A 16,472-nucleotide genomic window follows, 5' to 3' on the forward strand; every position below is an offset into this window, starting at 1 on the left:
ATTGACTCCCCTCACTGAGGAAGCGACCCATGCCTACCATGATGAAAGCGGCCATCTTCGTTGAACCCGGCCGTATCGAAATTGACGATAAACCCATCCCCGAGATTGGCCCCAACGATGCCCTGATGCGCGTGACCACCACCACGATCTGCGGCACCGATATCCATATCCTGAAAGGTGAGTACCCGGTGGAGCGTGGCCTGACCATTGGCCATGAACCCGTGGGCGTGATCGAAAAACTGGGGGCCAACGTAAAAGGCTACCAGGAAGGCCAGCGGGTAATTGCTGGCGCCATTTGCCCCAGCTTTACTTCTTACGCCTGCCAGGATGATTGCTGCTCACAAGATGGCGGCCACCACGGCCACGGGTATAAACCGATGGGCGGCTGGCGCTTTGGTAACACCATCGATGGTGCCCAGGCCGAGTACCTGCTGGTACCGGATGCCCAGGCTAACCTATCGCCAGTGCCGGATGGCCTAACCGACGAACAGGTGCTGATGTGCCCGGACATTATGTCCACCGGTTTTGCCGGTGCCGAAGCCGCCGGTATCAAAATCGGCGACACGGTGGTGGTCTTCGCCCAAGGGCCGATTGGCCTATGCGCCACGGCGGGGGCGCGGCTGCGTGGGGCCGGGATGATCATTGCGGTAGACGGGGTTGATGAGCGTTTGGCCATGGCCAAGCAGATGGGCGCGGACGTAACGCTGGATTTCCGCAAGGTGGATGTGGTCGAGGAAATTCTCAAGCTCACCGGCGGGCGCGGCGTCGACTCCGCGATTGAAGCGCTTGGCCTGCAACAGACCTTTGAATCCGCCCTGCGGGTGTTAAAACCCGGCGGAACGCTCTCCAGCCTGGGCGTTTACTCCCAAGACCTAACGATTCCGCTGAGCGCTTTCTGTGCTGGCCTCGGCGACCATAAGATTATCACTTCGCTATGCCCCGGTGGTAAAGAGCGCATGCGCAGGCTGATGAGCATCATCGACGCCGGTCGGTTGGATCTTGGGCCCATGGTCACCCACCGCTATGCGCTGGAGAATATCGTCGAAGCCTACGATCTCTTCGCCCACCAGCGAGACGGCGTATTGAAAGTGGCGCTTGAGGTCTCCTGAGGTTCAAAGCTAAGATTGATGTTCAGCAGCAAGGCTGTTCTTCAGTAGGAGGTGTGCTCAGCTCACGCCTCCTGGTACAGTACTCTGCTTTTGTGGCGAAATTTCTCCGCCCGTTCTTTTATACCTGTCATCATTGCTTATCTGCGCAGAGCACTAGGCAGTGGTGGTAAGACGCAGCTGGGTTGAATTTCAATTACTATATTCGGTTAGGTCTTGATGCAAGATACGCCTGATTTCCAGAATCGCTTGGGCCGTTTCCTGGACGCTGTGCCCAGCGATAAACACTTTTTCTGATATGGCTCCCGGCAAATGTGCGCTGGCGTACGGCACTATCCCATCATCTGAAACCTCTAACGGTACACTGGTGTCACGCTGGGCAATGATAGAATGGTAGTGAACTTGAGGGGAGATAGGCAGATTGGCCGTTGCTCTAATGAACGGATCTGCCTCACTCAAATTATCGATACTGTTGGGAAGGCGCAGGTATGCCCCATCTGATTCGGCGTCAGTATTAGCCAGAGCCCTGATGACATCGTCGAACTCTTCCAGCAGGGTGAGTGGTAGACGAACGAAACGAGCGACTGCTCTCCCTAGACGATTACCGGCCACCGGTGTGCCGCGATGTGGTGCTGCGATGAAAATTGCTCGTTTTATCTCTGGTAGCGATTCGAAACGTAGTAGGGGGGCTAGGCGTTGTTGGGCGAGCTGCCTATGTGCCTTTGGCAATTGGCGTTGTTCCACGAATTCGCTCCACAACCTACCTTGGCTAGAAGAGACCATCAGGCGCGCCAATACACCCCCCATGCTATGGCCAATTAGAACGATACCTTGTGAAGCCAGCGTTTCTGTGGTGGGGTCAAGTTCCAGTAGTGTTTCATTCACAGTGCGTCGTATCGCCGTATGATTAATCGGCAGTGGCATATTGGTAGGGTAGTAGATTTGCCATACCTGAAAATGTTGCCGCAGGCTCTCATCGCCCAGCACTTCATTAGCTACATTTACCCAGGCTTCGGGACTACTGCCAAGGCCATGCAGCATGAGGATGATGCGTCGCTCAGGATCGAAGGGCTGCATCATATAAAGGTGTGGTCGGTTGATACCTTGGCTGTGGCCTAGCAGAGAGCGTATGGCCTGACGCGAAAAGCCTGAATGCGCCAGCCATAGTCCATAGCCCGCAGTGAAATTTGCGGCTAGGGGAATCTGTTGCCCATGCAACTGTATGCTGGCGTCTTGGTAGGGGTCTCTTACGATCACCTCTAGTGATTGAGTCGATAGCACCTGAGCTAAATCCTCACCGGAAAAATGGATTAGTGCGGTGAGTGCCGGAAAAGGCATTTCGCTATAAGGTCGAGCGCGATGAAGCGCGAGGCTATCGTCTATTACCGCGACCAGTTCGGCACCAAAGCCGTCACGGCGATAAGTGCTACGCAAGCCGGAAAAGACCAGTGAAGATGCTGGAACTAGGTTCTCGGGTAAGTCGATGTCGCCGGCGAAGCGTACGCCGGTGAAGTCGGTTGTAACCTTCCAGCCAGAAAGCCTAGGCGTATCCAAAGAATAGGAGCGGCTTTTATCTTCAATGGCTGAGAGATTCTGTTGAAAAAGCCATGAAACAATCTGTTGAACTGAATAGTTATAATAGTCGCGTACTTGTATCTGACGATCTTCGAAGGCGCGTTCCCCAGGAGATCGTTCGGAGAAAAACAAGTAAGCATAAGTATGTCTGGCAACCTCAATCCAAGCGTAAATGTCAGCCTCGGTACTCGGGATATCACTTGATGATCCTGCTTTTGACATCGCTTCTTGAAGCCACAGTTCTGCCAGTGCGGAAAGTCTGCGTTCTTCAGCTATGCCAGCGGTGCTGGATAATATATCTATACAGTTTTGGGAGTGCTCACGACATCTCCCTTCATCCAGCCCGATAACTTTGATGGTTTCCTGGGTAGCTGCGCTTAGCTCGCCACTGGTAAGCAGGTCTCCGCGTTTAAGCGCGGTATACTCACCAGGGCTAAGCGAAGAGACGCCAACCATGGCACAACCATTCACTATTAGGATAATAAGTAGCGTGTTGAGTAAGGTGATAAGCTTAGCTGGTTTCACAACGACACCTTATTAATCGGTCATGTGGCGCTTTCGGGGCGATTTTTAGTGAATGAACTTTACCTACAGTTAACGGTGATTTGGGAGTCAACCATCAGTTGATCATGGTGCTAAGAATTCATGCAGCATTCGCAAATGGGCTCGGCGCAGCGAGCCAACGGTGGCGGCGGCAGTCGCTTCATCAAAAATCATTTGCCAAATGGCACCATATAGCGCTGGTGCCATTAGCAGCGCTGCGTCTTCAAGGAAGGCGCTGTGACGAAGGTGCCCTTTATCGGCTGCAGTTTTCAAAATGGCCTGTTGTTCTGCGAGGTATTTGTCAATTACCTCCCTGCGCCAAAAATCAACAAGATGAGGGATGCGTCGGCTTTCCGTCATCAGCAGCTTCAGCATAGCTATGACATCTGGATCACTCAGTTGGCTATAGAGGTGATCAATAAAGGATTCGATAGCTTCGCTCAGAGAGTCGCCGCCGCTGAGCACCCACTGCTGATTGTTGAACCTTGGTGTCAGGCGTTTTAATAGTAGTGCTTCAAATATCGATTCCTTGCTCTTGAAGTGAGCATAGAGGCCGCCTTTCGAGAGTTCCGCCCGCTGAGCAATATCCTCCATGCGGGCAGAGGCGAACCCGTGTTGCGAAAACTCGTACAAAGCCGCACAGAGGATCTGCTCTATACGCACATCGGGGGGGAGTCGGCGATGTTTGCGAGCTTGTTTAGTAGGAGAGGAAGGCAAGGTGCAGTTACTCATCAGTTGGTTGCTTTAATGCGGCACCTTTTATCATTTCTTTGTCTAGAGTACGAGAAATTGCTTGTGTGTTTACGTCTCTGACCAGCATGACGGGCACCGGCGCAATACGTGCCACTTGCTCGGCGTCGCTGCCGAGGAGAAGTCGTTGCATGCCACGTCGGCCATGGGTGCCTAGAATTATCAGATCGAACTGACACTTAGCTGCGTGATCCGCAACGTGTTCTGATACTCGTTTGCCCTCGGCCTCGACAAGTACTGTGGTGACATTGAGTTCTTGGGCTTCCAGCTGTATCCGAGCGTTGTCGAGCAGATCATTGCCGACTTTCAGAAAATAGGGTCTGACTTTTTTTATATAGGCGCGCGGGCTTTCGAAACCATTGGAGTACTCCATTGCATTAACCACATGTAGTAGCTCGATGCTGGCTCCCGTCAGCTTTGCTAAATAGCTTGCCTGTGCCAAGGCTAAAAGTGAGGTGCAGCTGCCGTCTATAGGTACCAGCAATTTGGTGTACATGGATGACTCCTAAGTGAATACTTCTAATATAAGTCAGGCACGAAGCTTGGCGGTTATGGCTCTCCAGGCTTGGCAGTGTTATTTTCGTTCGACCTTCCTAGGCTGCGTTTACCTGCTGTGATGATGGCTTCCTGTTCATGGGCTGCATCGTCGAACACCTTCAGCATTTGCGCTAAGCTTGCCTCTTCTTCTGGCAATAATGCTTCCGTGGCGGTCAGCATCTGCTCAAGAAGCCGCGCCTGATCGCGTATCTCGTTCGCGGCGCTGTCCGCCAGCAGTCGCGGGATGGCAGCGGTTGCAGCATCAAGATCAAGGCGCATCAGGTTGGCCTGGCGACGTACTAGCTGTCGGAATGAGGCCATATCTAAGTGGACTAGATAGTCCGGCTGTTGCAAGCTGGCCGCTAGATTAAAGCGGCGCTCGTCGGCTTCGCCACGAAAGCGGCTGACGTAGAGCAGCGCGCGGATACTGGCTTCAAGCAGGCCTCCCTGATAAATTCCGGCGCGCAGCCGCTCAATTTCTTCAGCAACGAAAGTGAGATGCTCGGGCGAGACCCCAGGATGTGTACGCGGGGGGCAGTCATCGGCAGATAGCCCTGCCATGGCTTGTACCCACGGCGATCCATAGACTACGTTGAATATTTGTTCGTAAGCGTTATCGCGCCGTTTCCTCCAATGATCCAACGCAGAGATCACGGTATCGGAATAGGCTTGTTGCCACTGCAGGAAAGGATTGTCTGCCGCTACTGGTTGGCGTGCTGCGAGGATTTTCTGTGCATATTCAGCCACTGTCAAAGCCATCGGGTTGCGGCTCGACCAGCGTTCGTAAGAGAGACGCAACGGATGTACGCTCTGCAGCCATCGTGCCGATTCGGGAGTAGTCCAGGTACGTACCCAGGGCTGAACGAACTGGCGATAAAGACCTAAGTTAATTCGCGATATATGGTTGACTGCGGCGAATTTGCGGTCGTTCTCAGCATCCACTTGCACAATCTGGCTCACATCCTCGACGCTGCGCCGCTGGATCGACATCACATAGTCACCCTCGACGAGTTCCGCAAGGGGCATATCCACTCGCTTATCCTGAATCTGCGTCTGGTAGATACCGGCGGGTAGCACATCAATTAAGTCGATATTGTTGGTGAATTCGCGGTGCTCTTTGCGGCCGACGCTGCCCGAAACAAAGATGCCCAGATGTCCAATGTTATCGTGCGTGGCATAGACAATGGTTTGGTCGTGGCTGAGTACTTCATCATCGTCGCGATAGAGGTCGGTGATCCAGCCCATTGCTTGCGGCGGTGGCGAGATATTGTCGCCGTTGGAGCAAAAAACCACGATGGGCGAGCGGATATTGCGCAAGTCCAGGCGAATACCTTCGGAGGTTATCAGTTCGGAACTTGACAGCCGATTGCCGATGAAAAGGTTGTCGACGATGTATTGCATCTCTATATCGTTGAGGAATACGTAGCCACCCCAGTATTTTTCGAAGCCCAAGTAGCGTGTTGCCTCACTGTCGGCATTTGCATACAGATTGTACTGCTTGCCCCATAGTGTGTTGGCCGGATTGAGGTTCTCGAAGTTCTGAACCAGGTAAGCACCATCGAAGCGGCCATTGCCCAGGTCGCTAGCGAGTGCGGTTAGCCAACTGCCGCCGAGCAGACCGCCAGCGTAGCGCATCGGATTTTTGCCTGGCCAACCCGCCCAGTACGACACCGGCGTACCAGCCACGATGATGGGCCCGAATAGCTCGGGGCGAAGGGCTGCGGCCATCAATATCTGCCAGCCAGCCTGGCAGTTGGCGACCACTGCCGGCTTGCCCTCGCTGTGTGGATGAAGTGCGATGACTTTCTCAAGGAAAGCGACTTCGGCGAGCACCACATCTTCTATTGTCTGACCGGGCTCAGGGTCGGGGCCAAAACCGATAAAATAGCAAGGATGTCCTGCGCTGAGAGCAGCGCCAACCTCGCTTTCGGCCTTAAAGCCGCCGATGCCGGGGCCATGGCCAGCACGCGGGTCAACCACGACGAAGGGGCGTTTGCTTGTGCTTGGCGCGGGGGGAGAGCCCTCTGACAGCAGAATGCGCGCCAGCCCATAGTTGACTGGGCGCGGCAGCTCATGGCCAGATATCACTACCTCATAGGGAAAGTCGAGCACGTGAGGAGCGTCATCCTCAAGGTGTGCTTGGTACTGATCACCACGCTGACGCATCACATCGGCGTAGAGTATCGAGCGTTGCCATGCATCGGTTGTGTAGCTTAGCGCGGCAGCTACATAGTCTTGAGCCATGCTCAATAGTGGCCATGCGTCCGTATACCAGGGGCGATCATTGGAACCTTCGCTTGCCATGAGAACTTCTCCTGCGTGAGTGCGAGAAAATACCGGACGGGATAGACGACATGGCCACCCATCCCGCTAGGCCGCATGTTCAAAACATATGCTGGCCGCCATTCATTGCCACGTTGCTGCCGGTCATGAAACCGGCTTGTTCGCTGCAGATGAAGGCGACCAGCGCCGCTAACTCGTCTGGTTTGCCTAACCGCCCAACCGGGATCTGCGAGATCACCTTCGATTCCAGTATCTCCTTAGGAACCGCTAGCACCATCTTGGTCTCCAGGTAGCCGGGTGAGACGGTATTGACAGTGACACCCCGCTTTGCCACTTCCATTGCCAGCGACTTGGTGAAACCGTGGATGCCGGCCTTCGCCGCGGCGTAGTTGGTCTGGCCAAACTGGCCCTTGGAGCCGTTAATCGAAGAAATATTGACGATACGGCCCCAGTTGCGCTCGACCATACCTTCGCAAAACGGCTGGGTTACATGGAACATCGAGTCCAAATTAGTTCGCATCACTGCATCCCAGTCGACCTTGGAGAGCTTCCGGAAAGTGGTATCGCGAGTGATGCCAGCGTTATTGATCAATATGTCGACAACGGTGCCTTCGGCTTGGATATCGTTTGCGAGTCGCTGGCAGTCGTCAAAATCGGCCACATCGACAGAGTAGGCAGAGAAGTGGTAGCCCTCACTGGCCTGCTTCTGCAGCCAGGTCTGGACATGGTCGTTGTTTGGCGAATGGGTGACGAGAACGCTATGCCCTGCATCGTGCAGAGTTCGGGCGATGCTTTCACCCAGGCCACCCATACCGCCGGTGACCAGAGCTGTGTGCTGATAAGTCATCGGTTCAATCTCCTTTATTTGTTGTACCCGGATCGTCTTGCGAACTGGCGGTTAACCAGTAGAGTGCTGGGGAGACAACGCTGACAGTCTCAATCAAGGCTTTTCCCGTTTGTACCTGCCAGGCTTGCATCGTATCGAAGAGGCCAAGCAGCAGAGCGCTCTGATTATCAAAGATCTGCTGCATTGGGGGGCCGCCAGCGAAGGGTTGTGTACCCAATTCGTACCATGTCTGCTGACTTTTCTGCACTAGCGCTATCGTTTGTTGGCAAAGGTTCTGATTAGCTTGATAAAGTGCCAGAGGTAAGATGGTATTGTGGTTCATTGTATATTCCTTCTGGTGTGATGCGCCGATGTGCGCGCGGGTTGCATCAGGCCATCTGGCTGATGGTCTTGCGAAAGCGAGAGAGCGAAATGGCGAACAGAGCGCTGCCAATGACTAACAGTGTCAGAAACTGTCCCCATACAACGTCGATGCCGGCACCGCGAAACAGAATGGCCTGGCTTAGCTCGACGAAGTGGGTTGTGGGTGCCAGCAGCATAAGGTTCTGGACGAGCTCGGGCATGCTCTCGCGGGGCGTGGTGCTTCCTGAGAGCATCTGTAGGGGTAGCAGGAACAGGATCATCAGCATGCCGAACTGGGGCATGCTACGGGCCAGCGTCGCCAGGAAGATGCCCATTGAGGTGGTGGCAAACAGGTGCAGGGCCGCGCCAGCCAGAAACAGTGCAACCGATCCCTCTATCGGCACTTGAAGCAGGCCGCGTACGACGAAAGTCAGCGATAACGTCACCGCTAGCAACACCACAACCCCCATCGACCACACCTTGGCCAGCATGATTTCGGCAGGGGTCACTGGCATCACCAGCAAGTGCTCGATGGTGCCGTGCTCGCGCTCGCGAATTAGTGCCGCGCCAGTGAGGATGATTGAGAGCATGGTCACGTTGTCGATGATCGACATCAGTGAGCCAAACCATGCTTGGTCAAGGCCCGGATTGAAGCGCGCTCGTAGTGCCAAGTTGACTGGTGGGATGGTGCTTGCGCGGTAGCGGCTTACGAACTCATTGATCTCGCCCATGACGATCTGCTGTACATAACTATTACCCGAGAAGGCCTGGCTCATGCGCGTGGCGTCGATATTGAGCTGAATGTCGGGGCCGCGTCCGGCCAGCACGTCGCGCTGAAAGTTGGCGGGAATAACCAGTACGAACGTGTAGTCTCCGGCATCTAGACCCGCATCCATTTCCTGGAAGGTGATGATTTGCGGGTGCACGAACTGTGGTGGGTAGAAGGCCGATACGATACGCGTGGAAAGCGGTGAGTCGTCTTCGTCGACGATAGCGATAGGAGCGTTGTTCAGCGTCTCGGGCATTGCCGTCGCGGAAGTGTAGACCGAAGCAGTGAACACATAGACGATCAGCACCAGCATTATGGGGTCACGCAATAGACTCCAGAACTCTTTGACGCCCAGGCGATAAATGTTTGCAATCCTGCGCATCTCAGCTCTCCTGCTTTTTCAGTAGGGCGATCGCCATGCCCATGATCACCGGTACCGCCAGCAGCATCGGCAGGAACGACCCGATAAGGTCACCTAGCCCTAGGGACTTGCTGAATACGCCGCGGCTAATGGTGAACATGTAGCTGGCTGGATAAATATTGCCGATGAAGCGTCCGGTGCCTTCCAGCGACGAGACCGGATCGGTGAGGCCCGAAAATTGGATGGCGGGAATCAGCGTACCGATCATAGCGAAGAACATAGCGGCGATCTGGCTGTGGGTGATGGTCGAGGCCAGCAGGCCCATGCCGGTGGCGATGATGGAAAATACCAGGGCCGACAGCGCTAGGGTCGGGAAGCTACCGGTGATCGGTACGCCGAACAATGTGATCGCCAGCCCGGTCATCAATAAAAAATTGACCATTGCCAAGCCGATGTAGGGAATTTGCTTGCCGATCAGAAACTCGGCGCGGGTGACAGGGGTGACATAAAGGTTGATGATTGAGCCCATCTCTTTTTCACGCACCACCGAGAGTGCCGTGAGCATTGCTGGCAACATCAGCAACAGCAGTGGAATCACGGCAGGAACCATTGCTGGCAGGCTCTGAATGTCAGGATTGTAGCGGTAGCGGTTCTCGATATTGGCTGCCGCTCCGCTGACGGCGGTTCCGGATTGCCTTGCTTGCGCCAGCAGCCACTGCTGGTGGATGCCCTGTACGTAGCCTTGCACGGTTTCGGCGCGTTGAGGCATGGCGCCGTCGATCCATGCTCCGATCTCGACATTGTGGCCACGCTTTACATCACGACCAAACCCGGGGGGAATTTCGATTGCCAGGGACAGCTCCCCGCTGCGCATACGTCGATCCAACGCGGCATAGTCTGAGATAGGCGGGCGCTCTCTAAAGTAATGGGGCGATCCCGAGAGGTTCAGCGCGTAGCTCTGACTTAGCGACGTCTGGTCGCGGTCAAGGATGGCGTAGCTGAGCTCCTCCACGTCCATGCTGATGCCAAAACCCATAACGAACATCAGGATCAGCGAGCCAACCAGCGCCAGGGTCGCACGCACCGGATCGCGGCGTAGTTCGAGAGTTTCGCGCCACATGTAGCTGAGCATCCGCTGGAGACTGAAGCGTCGATGGCGTGTTGTGTCGTGATGAGTCTCTGCGGTGACGAGCGGCGTATCCGGGGCATCGCTGGCTTTTTGTGGTGAAGTCTCCTGCGCGGAATTCTCCTGATCGGCGCCAGCTTCGAGCAGGTAGCCGATGAAGGCTTCTTCCAGGGTCGCCGCACCGCGTTTCGCTACCAGTGCTGAGGGGGTATCGCTGTCGAGCACCTTCCCTGCGTGCATCATCGACATGCGGTCGCAACGCTCGGCTTCGTTCATGAAGTGGGTGGAGATGAAGATCGTCACGCGGTCGCGGCGCGACAACTCAATCAGCAGGCGCCAGAAGGCGTCGCGGGCGATGGGGTCCACGCCGGAAGTGGGTTCGTCAAGAATCAGTAGCTCGGGTTTATGGACCATTGCCACCGCCAGGGAGAGACGCTGACGGATGCCCAGTGGCAGGCTCTCCGGCAGGGCGTCGAGCGCCTGCTCGAGACTGAACCGTTCGACCATCTCGGCGACCTTTGCCGATATGTCATGTTCTGCGATCTGGAACAGGCGCGCATGCAGCACCAGGTTCTGACGTACGGTCAGTTCGCCGTACAACGAGAATGCCTGGGACATGTAGCCAACCCGGCGACGCGTGTTAATGTCGCGGGGATCCACTTCCTGGCCAAACAGCCAGGCTTGGCCCTCGCTGGCGGGTAGCAGCCCCGTGAGCATCTTCATGGTGGTCGACTTACCGCAGCCGTTGGAGCCGAGAAAGCCAAAGATCTCGCCACGCCGGATGCGGAAGCTCACATGGTCGACGGCGATGAAGTCGCCAAAACGCATGGTGAGGTCCTTGGCCTCGATGGCGACTTCATTGTCATCCTGCGCCAGCGGCGGGATGTGCACCGGCGCATAGCCGCGCTTTTTTTCTTCCGGCAACAGCTCGATGAACGCCATTTCCAGGGAGTCGCTGTGGGTGCGTGCAAGTAGTTCCTGCGGGGAGCCGGTGGCAAGTATTTTGCCGGCGTCCATAGCCACCAACCAGTCGAAACGCTGGGCTTCGTCCATGTACGCGGTGGCGACCAACACACTCATCTGCGGGCGGTCAACACGAATGCTTGCAATTAACTCCCAGAATTGGGCGCGGGCCAGCGGGTCCACGCCGGTCGTGGGCTCGTCGAGAATCAGCAGGTCGGGGTCGTGAATCAGCGCGCAGCAGAGTCCGAGCTTCTGCTTCATGCCGCCAGAGAGTTTGCCAGCGGGTCGCTCGAGGAAGGTATATAGCCCGGTGCTGCGGGTCAGGTCGTCGATACGCCGCCGGCGTTCACCGGCTCCGTGGCCGAATAGTCGGGCGAAGAACTGCAGGTTCTCCTCCACCGAGAGCGTAGGGTAGAGGTTCTTACCTAGCCCTTGTGGCATATAGGCGATGCGCGGGCCAACTGAGTTACGGTGGCGCTTGTCGCTCATGTCGCCGCCCAGCACCTTGATCACACCCTGTTGCACGGCACGAGCGCCAGCGAGCAGCGACAGCAGGCTGGATTTGCCGACGCCATCCGGGCCAATCAGCCCGACCATACAGCCGGACGGCAGTGCCAGATCCAGCGCGTCCAGGGCTATGGTGCGGCCGTAGCGTAAGGTGAGCGCGCTGACTTGGGCTACGGGTTGCGTCTTCTCGCTCATGGGGTGACGTTGACCTCTAGGTGGTCGGGCCAGGTGGCGTCATCCTCGAGCTTCAGGTAGGCCATGCCGGGCAGGCCTGTTTTGACCTGCTCGATATGCTCAAGCAGCAGCTTTGGATCGATCTGGGCGCGCACGCGGAACATCAGTTTCTCGCGTTCGCTCTCGGTTTCCACGCTCTTGGGGGTGAACTGGGCGACGCTGGCCACGAAACTCACCCGTGCCGGGATCACGAAGTCAGGGGCAGCATCCAGCACCAGGCGTACCTCGTCACCAATGCCCACCCGACCAGCATCTCGAGTGGGCATAAAAAAGGTCATGTAGACCTTGGTGAGGTCGATCAGGTTGAGTACCTTGCCACCGGCACTGAGCACCTCGCCCGGTTCGGCCACCCGGAGCTGTACACGGGCCAAGCGGTCGGCTTTGAGCTCGCTGTCGTCCAGGTCGGCCTCAATGCGCTGGATCGCGGCAAGGGTGGCTTCTATCTCTGACTCGGCCTCAATGACCTGGGATTCGGAAGCGCGGATGGCGGCCTGAGCGGAGAGTACTTGGGCATTGGCTGAGGCCAGGGCGGCCTGCTGGCTCTGGTAGTCGGCCAAGCTATCGTCGAACTGCTGGCGAGAGATGGCGTTGCGCTCCACTAGGCTGGCTGAACGCTCGTAGCGCTTGCGAGAGGCGTTTAGTTCTGCCTGGCGCTGGTTGACGATGGCTCTGGCGGTTTCCAGCTCGCTCTGGCGCATGGCTACCATGGCTCGAGCTGTCTCCAGGGCGTTTTCGGCCCGGCGGGACTGTGCGCTGGCCTGAGCCAGCTCAGCCTCCAGGGTGGCGGTATCCATACGGGCGACCACTTGGCCTGGATCGACGAACTCACCTTCCTCGACCAGTACTTCCTCGAGGCGGCCAGCGACCCGGGTGGCGATGTCGATCTCGGTGGCTTCGATGCGCCCATTGCCTTGGGTGATGCCCTCGCCTAGGCCCTCCGGCTGCAGTTCCCACCAGGTCAACCAGGCCGCGATGCCTATAACAACTATGGCTGCCAGGCCCTTGAACCACTGTCTTTTACTGCTGAACTTCATAATGTTGCATCCTCGGTTGGCGGATGGCCAGACGATTGATGAGCAGCTCAGAGGATGGGCCAGGGCCAAAGGGCTTAAGCTCGTCGCTCTGTGCCAGCGGTGGCGCATCACAGAACGTAATAAACGGATTCTATTATCCTATTATTATTAATTGTGATTTTGATTTAGGTCAATTAAATACCGACTAGTCGGTATTTAATTGATAGTATTTGCTATGAGCTGGGTAGCTATACCAAGGTTTTTTTCGTCACTCTCAAATGTTAAATGAGCTACGTTGCGCAAAACTACTGTTAAGCCATACTTTTGGGGCAGCGCTAGAAAACAAAGGAGCACACAAGCGATGGGAGGTTGCGGCCATTTTTTAGCGCTCCCCAGGGAAAAGCCGCAGCAAGCAGTAAATTATCGTGCGTTGGTAGATTTAAACTTCCTGATACAGCTCACTGCCTTTGTTGCGGAACTTCTCTGCCTGCTCTTCCATGCCTTTCATCACCGCTTCTTGATCGCCGTTTAGGCCATGTTCGTTGGCGTAATCACGCACCTCCTGGCTGATCTTCATGGAGCAGAACTTTGGTCCGCACATGGAGCAGAAGTGCGCCACCTTGGCGGAGTCTTTGGGCAGGGTTTCGTCGTGGTACTCTCGGGCAGTATCCGGGTCTAGCCCCAGGTTGAACTGGTCTTCCCAGCGGAACTCGAAGCGTGCCTTAGAGAGTGCATTATCCCGCCGCTGCGCTGCCGGGTGGCCCTTGGCGAGATCCGCCGCGTGGGCAGCAATCTTGTAGGTAATGATGCCGGTTTTGACGTCGTCTTTATTGGGCAGGCCCAGGTGCTCTTTGGGGGTGACGTAGCAGAGCATGGCGCAGCCAAACCAGCCGATCATCGCCGCCCCAATGCCCGAGGTAATGTGGTCGTAGCCGGGGGCTATATCGGTTACCAGCGGGCCTAAGGTATAGAAGGGCGCTTCGTCGCAGTATTCCAACTGCTTATCCATGTTCTCTTTCACCAGGTGCATGGGCACGTGGCCGGGGCCTTCGATCATCACCTGCACATCGTGCTTCCAGGCAATATGGGTCAGCTCGCCCAAGGTTTTTAGCTCCGCCATCTGTGCTTCGTCATTGGCATCGGCCACTGAGCCAGGACGCAGGCCATCACCGAGGGAGAACGCCACATCGTACTGCTTGCAGATCTCGCAGATCTCCTCGAAGTGGGTGTACAAGAAGCTCTCCTGGTGATGGTACAAACACCATTTGGCCATGATCGAGCCGCCGCGGCTGACAATGCCGGTGACCCGCTTGGCGGTGAGCGGCACATAGCGCAGCAGTACGCCCGCGTGAATGGTGAAGTAGTCCACGCCCTGTTCGGCCTGCTCGATCAGCGTATCACGGAAGACTTCCCAGGTGAGGTCTTCGGCCACGCCTTTGACCTTTTCCAGCGCCTGATAGATAGGCACTGTGCCAATCGGCACCGGCGAGTTGCGCAAAATCCACTCGCGGGTTTCGTGGATGTTCTGCCCAGTGGAGAGATCCATAATGGTGTCCGCGCCCCAGCGGATACCCCAGGTCATCTTATCCACCTCTTCCTCGATGGAAGAAGTTACCGCCGAGTTACCCAGATTACCGTTAATCTTGACCAGGAAGTTACGGCCAATAATCATCGGCTCGCTTTCGGGGTGGTTGATGTTGTTAGGAATAATTGCCCGCCCTCGGGCGACTTCATCGCGCACAAACTCTGGCGTGATCTCCTCCGGCAAGCTGGCGCCAAAGCTCTGACCTTTGTGCTGGTGGCCCAGAATCCGCTCTACTTCAGCGGTACCTAACGTTTGGCGACGCTGGTTTTCCCGCAGGGCGATGAACTCCATTTCCGGCGTAATAATGCCCTGGCGGGCGTAGTGCAGCTGGGTCACGTTTCCAGGCCGCCCGTCTTTTGTAGAGAGGGCACGCCGCGGGGTGCGGGTTAGATCAAAGCGCAGCTGGGCAAGCGTCGGGTCGTTGGCGCGGCGGTTGCCGTAATCAGACGTGGGGCCTGATAGAAATTCGGTATCGTCACGCTCTTCAATCCAGGCTCGGCGTAGTTCCGGCAGACCGCGGCGCAGGTCATTGTTAGCATCCGGATCGCTATAGGGGCCTGAAGTGTCGTACACCAGCAGTGGCGGGTTCTCTTCATCAATGCCGGTGGTTTTGGTCGGCGACAGTGAAATTTCCCGGAACGGCACACGGATATCCGGGCGCGAACCTTCGATATATACCTTACGTGAGCCGGGCAGCGGCGCAATGGCGGCGGCATCGACCTGGGCGGTTTCGGCTAAAAAGTGGCTGGTTTTGCTTGTTACGGTCTTAGTCATTACTGTCGTTTCCTTGTGTTGTTTTGCTGAATTAGTGGGTGAGGTCTTGGTCTATCAGCTCTAGGCCCATCTGCCAGAAGTCGATTTCCAGGCGGGTGGCGTCGCGGAAGATCTTGCTCAGTTCGGCAAAGCGGGCGGGGGTAATGTCGGCAAGGCGGATATTCAGCCATTCAAGCTCCGCCTGCATGGCGGCCTGAAACTCCTCGCCTTCGTACATGGCTATCCAGGCGTCGTAAGGGTTTTGCGCGCCGCGCAGGGTGGAAGGCTGGGCGTTTAGCCAGTTGGCGATTTCGCCGTAGCCCACCAGGCAGGGGGCCAACGCCACGTGCAAATCCAGCAGGTCGCCGCGGTTGCCGGTATCTAACACATAGCGGGTGTAGGCAAGCGTCGCTCTGGCTTCGGGAAGCTCCTCCAGTTCTTGCTCGGAAATCCCCCACTCCTGACAAAAGCCCACGTGCAGGCCCAGCTCCACATCCACAATGGCTTTCAAGCCTTCATGGGCTTGGCGAAGATCGGCGAGGGTGGGGCTTTTGTAGGCAGCCAGCGCATAGGCGCGGGCGAAGTGAATCAAAAACAGGTAGTCCTGCTTTAAATAGTGGCGAAACGACGCCCCGGGCAGCGTGGCGGTGCCTAGCTGGCGCACAAAATCGTGCTCAATATAGGCGCGCCAATCTTTCTGGCAAGCGGTAGTGAGATCAGTAAAGCGGTAGCCCATGATGCCTCCGGTGGTAATGATCCGGAGGGGGGGGCGAAAAAGATCGAGGGAGTGGCGCAGAAGGGCAGCGTGCGATCGTGAGAGAGCAGCCGTGGCCATCGCTTGATCCCTACGCCGGTACCCTCGCTGCGAACTTGTGTAAGTAGCAGCGCATTAGCCGGATCAGGTTCTGCGGGATCAGCGCTCGGCAGCATTAATTGCTACGCCCTGCGCCATCTCAGCCGGATTTCACCGGCACCCCGTCAAGCTGTTCGTTGGTGGAGTGTAGGAGGCGGGTGAGGGAGATGCAAGGGTGTATGACATGGAAAGTTATCGGGAAACAATTTATTAGCATCATTACAGCGATGAGAGTTTAGGTGCTGTAATGGCGTTTCATGGCATCGGTACGTGAATTATTATACAGTTGAGTAACAAGTGGCTGTTTTACAGCCACTGCTATTTC

The 16,472-nt window shown here is 56.3% G+C and carries 12 protein-coding genes and 1 riboswitch; of the genes, 1 reads left to right on the forward strand and 11 read right to left on the reverse strand.

The window, feature by feature from the left end; all coding sequences use genetic code 11:
- Nucleotides 1–29 precede the first annotated feature (29 nt).
- On the forward strand, nt 30–1,109 hold the full coding sequence (locus tag RO22_RS05425) for an NAD(P)-dependent alcohol dehydrogenase (RefSeq protein ID WP_035559355.1): 1,080 nt from the start codon (nt 30–32) through the stop codon (nt 1,107–1,109).
- A 189-nt stretch (nt 1,110–1,298) separates the two neighbouring features.
- Here the strand turns inward: RO22_RS05425 and RO22_RS05430 are convergent, their stop codons facing one another.
- From RO22_RS05430 to tenA, 11 genes are all read right to left on the reverse strand, one after another.
- A complete protein-coding gene (locus RO22_RS05430; RefSeq protein WP_052475535.1) occupies nt 1,299–3,206 on the reverse strand; it encodes an esterase/lipase family protein in 1,908 nt (635 codons plus the stop codon).
- 102 nt (nt 3,207–3,308) lie between these two features.
- Nucleotides 3,309–3,887, reverse strand: coding sequence for a TetR/AcrR family transcriptional regulator (locus RO22_RS05435; protein ID WP_035559681.1), 579 nt, complete (start codon nt 3,885–3,887; stop codon nt 3,309–3,311).
- 61 nt (nt 3,888–3,948) lie between these two features.
- Nucleotides 3,949–4,470: a universal stress protein gene (locus RO22_RS05440; RefSeq protein ID WP_041157794.1), complete on the reverse strand. Its 522-nt coding sequence runs from the start codon at nt 4,468–4,470 to the stop codon at nt 3,949–3,951.
- 53 nt (nt 4,471–4,523) lie between these two features.
- Entirely contained in the window at nt 4,524–6,815 is a 2,292-nt protein-coding gene (locus RO22_RS05445; protein ID WP_052475536.1) for a DUF3141 domain-containing protein, read from the reverse strand.
- Nucleotides 6,816–6,894: 79 nt separating this feature from the next.
- The gene (gene phbB / locus RO22_RS05450) at nt 6,895–7,641 is read right to left on the reverse strand and encodes an acetoacetyl-CoA reductase (protein ID WP_035559361.1); all 747 of its coding nucleotides are present in this window, start codon (nt 7,639–7,641) and stop codon (nt 6,895–6,897) included.
- 4 nt (nt 7,642–7,645) lie between these two features.
- A complete protein-coding gene (locus tag RO22_RS05455; RefSeq protein WP_041157795.1) occupies nt 7,646–7,963 on the reverse strand; it encodes a hypothetical protein in 318 nt (105 codons plus the stop codon).
- Between the two features lie 46 nt (nt 7,964–8,009).
- On the reverse strand, nt 8,010–9,134 hold the full coding sequence (locus RO22_RS05460; protein WP_035559367.1) for an ABC transporter permease: 1,125 nt from the start codon (nt 9,132–9,134) through the stop codon (nt 8,010–8,012).
- A 1-nt stretch (nt 9,135) separates the two neighbouring features.
- Nucleotides 9,136–11,904 (reverse strand): ribosome-associated ATPase/putative transporter RbbA, encoded by a 2,769-nt coding sequence (gene rbbA / locus RO22_RS05465; protein WP_041157796.1) that lies wholly within the window; start codon nt 11,902–11,904, stop codon nt 9,136–9,138.
- Nucleotides 11,901–12,977 (reverse strand): HlyD family secretion protein, encoded by a 1,077-nt coding sequence (locus tag RO22_RS05470; RefSeq protein WP_041157797.1) that lies wholly within the window; start codon nt 12,975–12,977, stop codon nt 11,901–11,903. Before RO22_RS05470 ends, rbbA begins: the two co-directional genes overlap by 4 nt.
- A 418-nt stretch (nt 12,978–13,395) precedes the next feature.
- Nucleotides 13,396–15,315 (reverse strand): phosphomethylpyrimidine synthase ThiC, encoded by a 1,920-nt coding sequence (thiC, locus tag RO22_RS05475; RefSeq protein ID WP_041157798.1) that lies wholly within the window; start codon nt 15,313–15,315, stop codon nt 13,396–13,398.
- A 31-nt stretch (nt 15,316–15,346) separates the two neighbouring features.
- Complete coding sequence (gene tenA / locus RO22_RS05480; RefSeq protein WP_009287211.1) at nt 15,347–16,030, reverse strand: thiaminase II; 684 nt, start codon at nt 16,028–16,030, stop codon at nt 15,347–15,349.
- Between the two features lie 89 nt (nt 16,031–16,119).
- Nucleotides 16,120–16,282, reverse strand: a riboswitch (TPP riboswitch).
- Nucleotides 16,283–16,472: the final 190 nt, after the last annotated feature.

The sequence above is a fragment of the Halomonas sp. KHS3 genome, from assembly GCF_000830495.1.
In the GTDB taxonomy this organism is placed as follows: Bacteria; Pseudomonadota; Gammaproteobacteria; order Pseudomonadales; family Halomonadaceae; genus Vreelandella; species Vreelandella titanicae.

Bases quoted from the DNA above. Each gene is read 5' to 3' on its own strand.
- RO22_RS05425 (WP_035559355.1), top strand. From the start codon at position 30: ATGCCTACCATGATGAAAGCGGCCATCTTCGTTGAACCCGGCCGTATC.
- RO22_RS05440 (WP_041157794.1), bottom strand. From the start codon at position 4,470: ATGTACACCAAATTGCTGGTACCTATAGACGGCAGCTGCACCTCACTT.
- RO22_RS05445 (WP_052475536.1), bottom strand. From the start codon at position 6,815: ATGGCAAGCGAAGGTTCCAATGATCGCCCCTGGTATACGGACGCATGG.
- phbB (WP_035559361.1), bottom strand. From the start codon at position 7,641: ATGACTTATCAGCACACAGCTCTGGTCACCGGCGGTATGGGTGGCCTG.
- RO22_RS05455 (WP_041157795.1), bottom strand. From the start codon at position 7,963: ATGAACCACAATACCATCTTACCTCTGGCACTTTATCAAGCTAATCAG.
- RO22_RS05460 (WP_035559367.1), bottom strand. From the start codon at position 9,134: ATGCGCAGGATTGCAAACATTTATCGCCTGGGCGTCAAAGAGTTCTGG.
- rbbA (WP_041157796.1), bottom strand. From the start codon at position 11,904: ATGAGCGAGAAGACGCAACCCGTAGCCCAAGTCAGCGCGCTCACCTTA.
- RO22_RS05470 (WP_041157797.1), bottom strand. From the start codon at position 12,977: ATGAAGTTCAGCAGTAAAAGACAGTGGTTCAAGGGCCTGGCAGCCATA.
- thiC (WP_041157798.1), bottom strand. From the start codon at position 15,315: ATGACTAAGACCGTAACAAGCAAAACCAGCCACTTTTTAGCCGAAACC.
- tenA (WP_009287211.1), bottom strand. From the start codon at position 16,030: ATGGGCTACCGCTTTACTGATCTCACTACCGCTTGCCAGAAAGATTGG.